This window comes from Mesorhizobium sp. M7A.F.Ca.MR.176.00.0.0 (assembly GCF_004023165.1).
Classification (GTDB): Bacteria; Pseudomonadota; Alphaproteobacteria; order Rhizobiales; family Rhizobiaceae; genus Mesorhizobium.
On record NZ_RZTC01000163.1, the window covers coordinates 1 to 10,471 of the forward strand.

The window sequence follows — 10,471 nt, forward strand, 5'->3', positions numbered from 1 at the left end:
GTGATGTCGAGCGTCACGTTCAGATCGGCTGCTGTCGCCTGCTGGCGGCGATCGCCCGTGCCGGGACCGCGCGCGCCCGAAAAAGTGTCGCCAAAAATCTGGCTGAAGATGTCGCTGTTGCCGTCGAACGGATCGCCACCCGGTCTGCCGGAGCGGAATTCGAACCGCGAACCGCCCGGACCCTGCTGCCGGCGGAAGCCGCCGAAGGGATCGCCGCCACCGGCAGCGCCCTCAAAGCCCTGGAATCGCGGCTTGCCGTCGGCGTCGATCTCGCCGCGATCGAAAGCGGCGCGATTCTTTTCGTCGCCGACGATCTCGTAGGCCTGGTTGGCCGCGGCAAAACGGTCCTTCGCCTTGGGATCATTCGGATTCTGGTCCGGATGATGTTTCTTGGCGAGTTTCCGATACGCCGACTTTATGTCCTTGGACGATGCGTTCCTGGCAACGCCCAGCACCTCATAGGGGTCGCGCATGCTTACTGCCCTGGAGAAGAGTTGAGTCTCTGGTTGCCACCTATATGCGCTCGCATAGGAAGAAATTCCAGTGCTGGAGCAGCATATCAGACGCGGAAAATCAGAGTGCCTTGAAGTCCTGCATGCGCCAGCCGCCGGCGCTGGCCAGGCACAGTTCGCCTTCGAACATGGCAACGCCGTCAAAGCTTTCGCGCGAGGCCTTGAAGCGGCGGCAGGTCTGGCCGTTGTCCTTCAATTCCGCCAGGTCGGTGATGGAACCGCGCGAACCGGTGCCGGCATTGGCCCACGGCACGGCCTGCCCGCCGAGCTGCTCGATGTCGGCCGAGGAAACCGCATTGCCGATCGTCGTCTGGTCGGAGTCGCGATCCAAATTGGCCGGCGCGGCCGAAGCAGACGTGCTGCTGGTCAGGATCGAGCGGTCGACTTCGGCTTTTTCCAGGCTGAAGCCGCCGGCGCCACACGCGGCAAGCGGCAAGGCGACCGCCACAATCGCGGCTTTCGCGCTGGCCGAAGCGATAACGCTCCATTGCCTGCTGTCAAAAGCTTGCGCGATACGCGACAATCGGCAGCCTCCCCCTTGCTTCGTAAAGAATCTTGGTTTTGTAAGAATCTTGGCTTCGTGACAATTTGAGAAAAACTATGAGTGACACTGAGTTAACAAGCGGTGACTTTACCGAGGCTGCCGAGCCGTTTCGCCTCTTTGCCGCATGGCTGGACGACGCCACGAAAAGCGAGCCGAACGACCCCAACGGCGTGGCTCTGGCGACCGTCGATGCCGACGGCATGCCGGATGTGCGTATGGTGTTGCTCAAGGGGTTCGATGAAAGCGGGTTTGTCTTCTACACGAATTTCGAGAGCGCCAAGGGCCAGGAGATTCTTGGCAGCATGAAGGCGGCGATGTGTTTCCATTGGAAGTCGCTGCGCCGCCAGGTGCGCATTCGCGGGCCGGTGGAGATCGTCAGCGACGCCGAAGCCGACGCCTACTATGCGACACGGCCGCGCGGCAGCCGCATCGGCGCCTGGGCCTCGAAACAATCGCGGCCGCTGGAAAGCCGCTTTGCGCTGGAGAAAGCGGTGGCGGAATACACGGCACGCTATCCGATCGGCGAGATCCCGCGGCCAAAGCACTGGTCCGGCTTCCGCATCGTGCCCAGCACCATCGAGTTCTGGCACGACAGGCCGTTCCGGCTGCACGACCGGCTCGTTTTTACGCGCAGTGCGAAGGACGGCTGGGACAAGACCAGGCTTTATCCCTGAAGCGCCAATCTCCCCCCTCGTGGGGGAGATCGGCTGCTTCCACTTACGATTTCTTTCTCGTCATGAACGCGGTGAGTGCGGCGCGCGCCTCATCGGACTTCAGCCGCTCGCGAAAATGCTCGCTTTCCTCGCCGATGCGGGCGACGAGATCGTCGCGCGAACCACGCATCAGGTTGCGCGCGATCTTCAGCGCCTGTGGTGGCTTGGCGGCGATCTGGCCGGCTGCCGCCAATACCGAAGCCTCCAGCGCTGCTTCCTCGACCACCTCGTAGATCAGGCCGGCGGCCTTGGCGCGCTCGGCCGAAAAACCCTCGCCAAGACCGAGCAGCGCGAAAGCGGCTTGCTGGCCCAGAATGCGCGGTGCCAGCAGGCTCGATCCCGCTTCAGGCACAAGGCCCAGGTCGACGAAAGGCGTCCTGAACACGGTGCGTGGCGTGGCGAAAGTGAGGTCGCAATGCAGGTTGAGCGTCGTGCCGATGCCGACCGCGATGCCGTCGACGCCGGAGACCATGGGTTTTTCGACCTTGGCCAGCGCCATCAGGAAATCCCAGACTTCGGTGCCGCCGTCGCCGCCGGTGGCGACGACCATGAAGTCGGCAAGGTCGTTGCCGGAGGAGAAGGCGCCGGGCACGCCGAGAAAGACATGGACGCGGATGGCCGGGTCGGCGTCGCCCTCGGCCAGGGTTTTTGACATTTTCGCATACATGGCGCGCGTCAGCGCGTTCTTCTTGTCCGGCCGATTCATGCGGATGATCTGGATGGCGCCCTGGCGCTCGACGAGGATAAGGTCTGTCACGGTGTTTTCCTTGTGAAACGTCAGGCAGAGACGAGCGTCTTGCCGGCAGCGGCGAGGCTTTCGGCGCCATCAATGACGCGCGCCCTCAAGGCGCTGACCTCGCCGAGCAGGTTTTCGGCAAAGAAACGGCAAAGCGCTATGCGGTTGTGATCGGCAAGAGCACCGCGCGCCAGATAGGCGCCGCCGGCGGCAAGCGAGATCAGCCTGAGATAGGGCGTGGCGCCTGCCAGCGCCTCTTCCGATCGGCCATCGGCCGTCAGTTTTTGCAGGAAGCGGGTCGTTTCGCTGAGATCGCCAAGTGCCGCGTCGAGAGCGTCGGCGGTGCGGCCGAAACCCTGCATGTTCGAGGTCCGCACCGCTGCGGCCATATCAGCCAGTTCGGCGATGTAACCATGCACATGGTCGCCACCGCCGAGCGGTAGCTTGCGCATCACCAGATCGATCGCCTGGATACCGTTGGTGCCCTCGTAGATCGGTGCGATGCGCGCATCACGATAGAAGGCGGCCGCTCCCGTCTCCTCGATGAAACCCATGCCGCCATGAACCTGGAGGCCGAGCGAGGCAACCTCGACGCCGATATCGGTCGAGAACGCCTTTGCCAGCGGCGTCAGCAGATTGGCGCGGTCGCGCCAGTGTGCCGCCTCGTCACCGGCGGAGACACGGGCCATGTCGATGGCGTGGGCACAGGAATAGCTGATGGCGCGTGCGGTCTGGGTCAGCGCCTTCATGGTCAGCAGGTTACGCTGGACATCGGGGTGATGGACGATAGGCGCCATACCCGTGCCAGTGTAGCTCGCGGCCTTGCCCTGCCGGCGCTCATTGGCATAGGCGATCGCCTTCTGCGTTGCGGCTTCCGCGACCGCCACCCCCTGCATGCCGACACAAAGCCGCGCATTGTTCATCATGGTGAACATGCAGGCGAGCCCCTTGTTCTCCTCGCCGATCAGCCAGCCGACGGCGCCGGGTTCGGCCCCTTCGAAGCCGTCGCCATAGATCATGGTGCAGGTCGGCGAGGCATGGATTCCGAGTTTATGCTCAAGTCCGGAACAGAAGACGTCGTTGCGGGCACCGAGCGCGCCATCGTCGCCAACCAGGAATTTCGGCACCAGGAACAACGATATGCCGCGCGTGCCGGCCGGCGCATCGGGCAGCCTTGCCAGCACGAGATGGATGATGTTGTCGGTGAAATCGTGCTCGCCATAGGTGATGAAGATTTTTTGGCCGAAGATGCGATAGCTGCCGTCACCCGCCGGCTCGGCGCGGGCGCGCAAGGCGGCGAGATCCGAGCCGGCTTGCGGCTCGGTCAGGTTCATCGTGCCCATCCACTCGCCGGAGACGAGCTTTTCGAGATATTTGGCCTTGAGGTCTTCGGAGGCGTGTTTGTCGAGCGCCTCGACCGCGCCCATGGTCAGCGTCGGGCCGATGCCGAAGGCCATGGCGGCGGAGTTCCACATTTCGAGCGCGGCCACGCCGAGCATGGTCGGCAGCGCCTGGCCGCCATATTCCTCAGGCCCCGAGAGCGCATTCCAGCCGCCATCGATCCAGCGGCGATAGAGTTCCTTCCAGCCGGGCGGCGTGGTGACGGCGCCGCCTTTCAGCACCGCACCCTGCCGATCGCCGATCGTGTAGAGCGGTGTGACCTCTTCGGTGGCGAAACGGCCGGCCTCACCCAGAACGGCATCGACCAGGTCCTCGCCGAGATCGCCGAAGGTGCCGGCATCGAGCGCCGACTTCATGCCGGCCACGTGCTTGAGCGTGAAGGCGATATCCTCGACCGGTGCCCTATACATGCCGCCCACTCCTCCTGATGCCTCGGCCTGCCCACTCTAGAACCGGTGCCGCTGCAAAACCACCCGCCGTATCAGCGGTCTCCCATCTTCTTTTTACGTAAACGTCAAATTTTGTCACGCGGATTTTGCAATCGCGGCGGCGCGTATTAAGTTCAACCCATGCCGGATCAAGTCGACCGGCGATGGATCAGACCAGCCAACCGGAACCGCCCATGCTTGCCAGACCCGACGCCTACCGCTGCATCGAATGCGGCCTGCCCTATCGAGCGGAGGGGTTCTGCTACCATGGGGGCAGACTGGACCACGGTGCCGCCTACTGGTCGGATCGCGGCATTTTGTGCTCGCCGCAATGCTCGCTCGCCCACCACCGCAAACGCGCCGCCGAAGGCACGCTGCGGCAAGAGCCGGCGCCTGACCCGTTTGAATTCTAGCAGCTGATGCGTCGCCAGCTTTTCTGAGGCCAGCCCCCGAAAGCACTTCCTTAACCATAGCCGTTCAGGATTTGTCTTTGATCAACGGGGATTCCCTGTTTTGAAAAGGACGGCGCACCTCCTTCGCCGCTTGAAGAGTGTCGTACCGACACCCTTCAAGCCTCTGTTTCCTGCGCATGTCGTTGCCCCAAAACCGCTGCATACTTTTGGCCGGCATGCGCTGGCGATCCTCGCTCTTGCGGCGACGATGGCGCTTTCGACGGCGGCAACGGCCTCGGATTTTTCCGAGCCGTGGAAGAACGCCGACCGCGCTCTGGTCGTCGATGCCTACGAATATAATTCCATCGACTGGGCCCAGCTCGCCACCGACAAGCGGGTCGTCGGCTTCATCAACAAGGCCTCCGACGGCATGCCGCCGGCCTATTTCTGCCTGGGCAACGACATTGAGGTAAAGCTTTGCAAGGCGCTGTGGAAACGTCATGCGGTGACGCGCGAACTGTTCCAGACGCGCCGGGTGGTGGCCAAGGCACTCGGCCTGAAATGGGGCGCCTATCACCTTGCCCGTCCCGGCAATCCGGTCGAGCAGGCGAACAATTTCCTCGATTTCGCCGAGCCTGCGCCGGACGAGCTCATGGCTCTCGACATCGAGGGCAATGACCCCTCGCAATGGATGTCGCTCGACGATGCCGAGGAGTTCGTACGCCAGGTGCATCGGCGCATCGGACGTTTCCCGGTGCTCTACACCAACGGCAAGACGGCCCAGTACATCGCCGACAACAGCGACAGATACACGCTCCTGTCGCGGCTGCCGCTCTGGTATGCGCGCTACACCAAGGACATCGACGTGCATTTTCCGATGGGCAACTGGCAAGGCTACGCACTGTGGCAGTTTTCGGCGCAAGCCAATTGCGGCCGTTTCCGCTGCCCTTACAGGGTTGCCGGCACGCCTAACGACATAGACGTGAATGTCGCGCCGACAGACGCCGCCACGCTGCGCACGCAATGGCCGTTCGGTGGGCTTATCGACGTGCCGCCGGACTATCTCGCCTCGATACCGCTACCGGTTTCACGCGAGGCCGGCCTCGCCGGCAATGTCACCATCACCTATGCGTCTGTGGCCGCGCCGCCGACTCTCGAGGACATGGTTACAGCGTTGGGCACACGCTGGTCCCGTTTCCGCGACGGCTTCCGCATGCCAGTCGTGAAGACGGTGCCGCGACGGCCAAGCTTCGGCATTGTCCAATATGTCGCCTGGAATCGGACCGAACGGCGTTCACCCGCACAACTCGACGCTGCCTTTGCCGTGTCCGATCCACTCAGCACCGCTTCCACCGAACTCGATCGCGGCCAGCGGTGAGCCAATGCGGAACTTCAGATTCCCTGTTCGCGCGCTACGGCCTGCCAGCCGATATCGCGGCGGCAGAACCCGTCCGGCCAATCGATGCGGTCAAGCGCAGCATAGGCTCGTTTCTGTGCCTCGCCGACCGTGGCGCCTGATGCCGTCACGTTGAGGACGCGGCCGCCATTGGCAACCAGCGCGCCGCCATTGATGGCGGTACCGGCGTGGAAGATCTGGACGCCGTCGCTCGCCGCGTCTTCGACGCCGCGGATGACCGAGCCTTTTTCCGGCGTGCCGGGATAGCCTCTCGCCGCCATTACTACGGTGAGCGCGGCCTCGTCGCGCCAGCGCACCGAAGTATGCGCAAGCTGGCCGTCGGTCGCCGCGTTGAGCAGGACCAGCAGATCATCCTTCAGCCGCATCATCAGCACCTGGCATTCCGGATCGCCGAAACGGGTGTTGTATTCGATCAGCCTCGGTCCCTTGTCGGTGATCATCAGCCCGGCAAACAGCACGCCGGAGAACGGCGCGCCCAGTTCGGCCATGCCGCGCATGGTCGGCTCGATGATCTCGCGCATGGTGCGCTCGACCAGTTCCGGCGTCATCACCGGTGCCGGCGAATAGGCGCCCATGCCACCGGTGTTGGGACCGGTGTCGCCGTCGCCGACGCGCTTGTGGTCCTGCGCGGTACCGAAGGGCAGTGCGGTGGTGCCGTCGCAGAGGCAGAAGAAACTCGCCTCCTCGCCGGTCATGAACTCCTCGACCACAACTTCCGCGCCGGCGGCGCCGAAGGAACCGTCGAAGCAGGCATCGAGTGCTGCCTGTGCTTCACTGGGCGTCATGGCGACGGTGACGCCCTTGCCGGCAGCGAGCCCGTCGGCCTTGATGACGATCGGTGCTCCGGTCTTTTCGACATAGGCCTTGGCCGAGGCCAGGTCACTGAAACGGCCATAGGCGGCGGTCGGGATGTTGTAGCGGGCGCAGAGATCCTTGGTGAAACCTTTCGATCCTTCCAGCTGTGCGGCAGCCTTGGAGGGTCCGAAGACGCGAATGCCTTGCGCGCGCAGATCGTCGGCAATGCCGACGACCAGCGGCCCCTCCGGGCCGACCACGACGAGGTCGATTTTTTTCTCCCGGCAGAACGCGGCCACGGCGGCATGGTCGGCTAAATCCAGCTTTACCAGCTCAGCCTCGCTGCCGATGCCCGGATTGCCGGGAGCCGCATAGAGCTTTGTCAGCAGCGGTGATGCGGCGATCTTCCAGGCGAGCGCATGTTCGCGGCCGCCGGAGCCGAGAAGAAGAACGTTCATGGCCACCTCTTGATGCCGACTATCCGTTAGAGCACCCGCTATTGCTCTCTGGGCGACGGGTCAAGGCATCCGGGCGCATTGATGGGAATTGCGCACGGGAACGTTACCCCAGCCGAAAATCGGCGGCGCACATCGGCGTCGATTTTCTGGCCTCGCTTCAGCCCTGGTAGACCACCGGAAACCAGTCCTCGCGCAGCCTCTCGCCCGGCTGCATGCCGTGGCCATGATAGGGCGGCGAGGTGCGGCCCGGCCGCTCGACATAGCGCGCATCGTCACCCACCCAGCGCAGCGACAGCGCCCGGCGCCGCGCCGCGGTCAGGTTGCCGCGCGCGCCATGCGCGGTCCTGAAGTCGAACAGGATGGCGTCGCCCGGCTCCATTTCCCATTCGAGCACCTTCATCGACGGATCCTTGTCGGGATCTGGCACCGGCAGATAGTCGCCCTCGCCGGCATAGAAATTGCTGTCGTCGAGCCAGCGCACTGGCAGGATCATCTTGTCCCATTTGTGCGAGCCGGCGATCAGGCGCAGCGTCGCCTCCTTCACCGGGTCGATGGGAATCCAGAAGCTCACGGTCTGCTGGCCATCGACGAAGTAATAGGGGATGTCCTGATGCCAGGGCGTCGGCTTCTGCGTACCCGGTTCCTTGACCAGCACATGATCGTGGAAGAACTGCGCGGTGCGCGACTGCATCACCGCGGCCGCCAGTTCGGCGGCCGGTGATTCCCGCACAACCTCGACGAATTCGGGAATGCGCTCCCAGTTGCAGTAATCATCGAAGAAACTGCCGCGGCCGTTGGCGATGTCGGATGCGGTGACGCTGCGGTTCTGCATGTTGCGTTCGATGCCGGCGGCAATCGTGTCGACCCAGCCCTTGAAGGCGCCGCGAATGCAGACAGCGCCGTCACGCTGATAGTCGGCAATCGTGGACGCGCCGATCATGGTGGCGTCGATGGTGGCAGTCTGGGAAGCCATGGCGTTCTCCTCTGGAATGAAGCCACTATCGCAACACCTCTTCATTCGGTAAAATAATAACTTTCGATCTGACATATAGAGCGCCCCTATGAGTGTGACCCTCACGCAGCTGCGCTACCTGGTTGCCGTGGCGCGTCACGGCAGCGTCACCGGCGCGGCAAAGATGCTGAACGTTTCGCAGCCGTCGATCTCGGTGGCCATTGACGCGGTCGAAAAGAATTTCGGCCAGAAGCTGTTCGTCCGCCAGCGCGGAAGCGGCGTGTCGCCGACATCGTTCGGCCGCGCCGTCGTGGCCAAGGCACGGCAGGTTCTCACCGAAACGGAAGAACTCGTCGGCCTGGGTTCAAGCAAATCGGCTGTCAGCGGTGAGTTGGTGCTGGGATGCTTCGAGGATTTGGCGCCTTTCTTCGCGCCGGCTTTGATCCGCGCCTTCTCCGAACGCTATCCGGCCGTCAAAATCGTCGTTCGCGACGAGACGTTCGAGACGCTGGGACGACGGCTGGGGGATGCGGCCATCGATCTCGGCCTGACTTATGATCTCAGCCTGCCGACGCATTTCGCCCGCATCCTGCTGCGCGAACTTCGTCCACACGCGCTGTTGCCGGCAGGCCATGCCCTGGCGGACCGCCCAACGGTCAGCCTTGCCGATCTGGCCGCCTATCCGCTGATCACGACGGATCAGCCGCACAGCTGGCAGCACATGCTCGACCTGTTTCGCAGCCGCGGCCTTTCGCCGGTGGCCGATACGACGACAAGCTCGTTCGAACTGCAGCGGAGCATGGTCGCCAACGGCTTCGGAGTCGCGGTCAGTTACACCCGCCCGCACGGCGACCGCAGCTATGACGGCCTGCCGCTCATCTGCAAGCCGCTGTCCGATCCGCTGCCCATGCAGCGGATCCTGCTGACCTACGACACGCATCAGCGTGTGTCGAATGCAGCGCTGGCCTTCGTCGAGGTGGCCAGGGACTGGTTCGCCACCCGCGACATCTTTGCCTCGTGAAAGGCTGACAGGCGCCGCGTCTCCGCTTGCCGCTTGACGGTTTCTGCCGCTGCTGCCACTCCATGGACATGGAAAATATCCAGTCGAAAGCGGCCCAGGGCCGTGTCGCCGATGCGCCGAACGGCCATTGGGTCTACCGCGTGCTGCCGCGCTCGATATGGCCCTATGCGCAGCTTGCTCGATGGGACAGGCCGATCGGCTGGCAGTTGCTGCTGTGGCCGTGCTGGTGGTCGGCAGCCTTGGCGGCAAGCGCCTATCCGCGTCCGGGCGACCCGCTGCTCTCACTGCTGCCGGCGCCTTTGTATCTCGTGCTGTTCCTGGTCGGGGCCATCGCCATGCGCGGCGCCGGCTGCACCTACAACGACCTCGTCGACGAGGACATCGACAGCCAGGTGGAGCGCACGCGCTCGCGACCGTTGCCGTCGGGCAAGGCGACGCGCCGGCGGGCATGGCTGTTTCTCGTCCTGCAGGCCCTGGTCGGCCTCGTCGTGCTCATCCAGTTCAACAGCTTCGCCGTCCTGCTCGGCATCTGCTCACTGGCGGTCATCGCCATCTATCCATTCATGAAGCGGATAACCAACTGGCCGCAACTGGTGCTTGGCCTTGCCTTTTCCTGGGGCGCGCTGATGGGATGGGCGGTCGAGTTCGGCGATCTCGATGGGCCTGCCATCATGCTTTATATCGGCTCGATCCTGTGGGTGATCGGCTACGACACGATCTACGCACATCAGGACAAGGAAGATGACGCCATTGTCGGCGTGCGCTCGACGGCACGCCTGTTTGGCGATAACACCAAATCGTGGCTGGCCGGGCTTTATGGCGGCGCGCTGATCTGCTTCGCCATCGCCTTCGCGTCGGCGCAGGCGCCGGTGGTGGCGCTGGCCGGACTGATCGCCGCCGGCGCCCATATGGCCCGACAGATCGCCGTGTTGGACATCGACAATCCGGACCAATGCCTGCGGCTGTTCAGGTCGAACAACCAGGTCGGCTGGCTGATCTTCCTTGGTCTGATCGGCGGCGCTGTGTGGGTGGCGCTGAAGCCGCTGGTTTAGTCTTCCTTCTCCCCGTCACTATACGGGGAGAAGGTGGCGGCAGCCGGATG

Annotated in this window: 11 protein-coding genes; 5 read left to right on the top strand and 6 right to left on the bottom strand. The window is 63.7% G+C overall.

The window, feature by feature from the left end:
• Both EOB59_RS31820 and EOB59_RS31825 read right to left on the bottom strand, forming a co-directional pair.
• Nucleotides 1–473, bottom strand: a 473-nt coding sequence (locus EOB59_RS31820) for a DnaJ domain-containing protein (RefSeq protein WP_164895814.1), incomplete at its 3' end; no start/stop codon positions are given.
• A 100-nt stretch (nucleotides 474–573) separates the two neighbouring features.
• Nucleotides 574–1,035: an RT0821/Lpp0805 family surface protein gene (locus tag EOB59_RS31825; RefSeq protein WP_027035968.1), complete on the bottom strand. Its 462-nt coding sequence runs from the start codon at nucleotides 1,033–1,035 to the stop codon at nucleotides 574–576.
• 77 nt (nucleotides 1,036–1,112) lie between these two features.
• Here EOB59_RS31825 and pdxH point away from each other — a divergent pair, with 77 nt between their 5' ends.
• Nucleotides 1,113–1,730 (top strand): pyridoxamine 5'-phosphate oxidase, encoded by a 618-nt coding sequence (gene pdxH, locus EOB59_RS31830; protein WP_127270335.1) that lies wholly within the window; start codon nucleotides 1,113–1,115, stop codon nucleotides 1,728–1,730.
• A 43-nt stretch (nucleotides 1,731–1,773) separates the two neighbouring features.
• On the opposite strand, the gene EOB59_RS31835 is transcribed toward pdxH, so the two are convergent.
• Both EOB59_RS31835 and EOB59_RS31840 read right to left on the bottom strand, forming a co-directional pair.
• Entirely contained in the window at nucleotides 1,774–2,526 is a 753-nt protein-coding gene (locus tag EOB59_RS31835) for a crotonase/enoyl-CoA hydratase family protein (RefSeq protein ID WP_128290098.1), read from the bottom strand.
• A 20-nt stretch (nucleotides 2,527–2,546) separates the two neighbouring features.
• Nucleotides 2,547–4,316, bottom strand: coding sequence for an acyl-CoA dehydrogenase (locus tag EOB59_RS31840; protein ID WP_128290099.1), 1,770 nt, complete (start codon nucleotides 4,314–4,316; stop codon nucleotides 2,547–2,549).
• A 212-nt stretch (nucleotides 4,317–4,528) separates the two neighbouring features.
• Between EOB59_RS31840 and EOB59_RS31845 the strand changes: the two genes are divergently transcribed.
• Nucleotides 4,529–4,747 carry a hypothetical protein gene (locus EOB59_RS31845; RefSeq protein ID WP_013532811.1) on the top strand — a complete coding sequence of 73 codons (219 nt, stop codon included), beginning with the start codon at nucleotides 4,529–4,531 and terminating at the stop codon, nucleotides 4,745–4,747.
• Between the two features lie 247 nt (nucleotides 4,748–4,994).
• On the top strand, nucleotides 4,995–6,104 hold the full coding sequence (locus EOB59_RS31850) for a glycoside hydrolase family 25 protein (RefSeq protein ID WP_164895815.1): 1,110 nt from the start codon (nucleotides 4,995–4,997) through the stop codon (nucleotides 6,102–6,104).
• Nucleotides 6,105–6,118: 14 nt separating this feature from the next.
• Here EOB59_RS31850 and purD read toward each other — a convergent pair whose 3' ends face one another.
• Both purD and EOB59_RS31860 read right to left on the bottom strand, forming a co-directional pair.
• Nucleotides 6,119–7,396, bottom strand: coding sequence for a phosphoribosylamine--glycine ligase (purD, locus tag EOB59_RS31855; protein WP_128290101.1), 1,278 nt, complete (start codon nucleotides 7,394–7,396; stop codon nucleotides 6,119–6,121).
• Between the two features lie 157 nt (nucleotides 7,397–7,553).
• Nucleotides 7,554–8,369: a phytanoyl-CoA dioxygenase family protein gene (locus EOB59_RS31860; RefSeq protein WP_127396940.1), complete on the bottom strand. Its 816-nt coding sequence runs from the start codon at nucleotides 8,367–8,369 to the stop codon at nucleotides 7,554–7,556.
• 88 nt (nucleotides 8,370–8,457) lie between these two features.
• Between EOB59_RS31860 and EOB59_RS31865 the strand changes: the two genes are divergently transcribed.
• The gene (locus EOB59_RS31865) at nucleotides 8,458–9,369 is read left to right on the top strand and encodes a LysR family transcriptional regulator (protein ID WP_127380632.1); all 912 of its coding nucleotides are present in this window, start codon (nucleotides 8,458–8,460) and stop codon (nucleotides 9,367–9,369) included.
• A gap of 68 nt (nucleotides 9,370–9,437) precedes the next feature.
• On the top strand, nucleotides 9,438–10,421 hold the full coding sequence (gene ubiA / locus EOB59_RS31870; RefSeq protein ID WP_164749081.1) for a 4-hydroxybenzoate octaprenyltransferase: 984 nt from the start codon (nucleotides 9,438–9,440) through the stop codon (nucleotides 10,419–10,421).
• The last annotated feature ends 50 nt before the right edge of the window (nucleotides 10,422–10,471 follow it).

Coding starts and splice junctions, on each gene's coding strand:
- pdxH (WP_127270335.1), top strand. CDS start 1,113: ATGAGTGACACTGAGTTAACAAGCGGTGACTTTACCGAGGCTGCCGAG.
- EOB59_RS31840 (WP_128290099.1), bottom strand. CDS start 4,316: ATGTATAGGGCACCGGTCGAGGATATCGCCTTCACGCTCAAGCACGTG.
- EOB59_RS31845 (WP_013532811.1), top strand. CDS start 4,529: ATGCTTGCCAGACCCGACGCCTACCGCTGCATCGAATGCGGCCTGCCC.
- EOB59_RS31850 (WP_164895815.1), top strand. CDS start 4,995: ATGGCGCTTTCGACGGCGGCAACGGCCTCGGATTTTTCCGAGCCGTGG.
- purD (WP_128290101.1), bottom strand. CDS start 7,396: ATGAACGTTCTTCTTCTCGGCTCCGGCGGCCGCGAACATGCGCTCGCC.
- EOB59_RS31860 (WP_127396940.1), bottom strand. CDS start 8,369: ATGGCTTCCCAGACTGCCACCATCGACGCCACCATGATCGGCGCGTCC.
- EOB59_RS31865 (WP_127380632.1), top strand. CDS start 8,458: ATGAGTGTGACCCTCACGCAGCTGCGCTACCTGGTTGCCGTGGCGCGT.
- ubiA (WP_164749081.1), top strand. CDS start 9,438: ATGGAAAATATCCAGTCGAAAGCGGCCCAGGGCCGTGTCGCCGATGCG.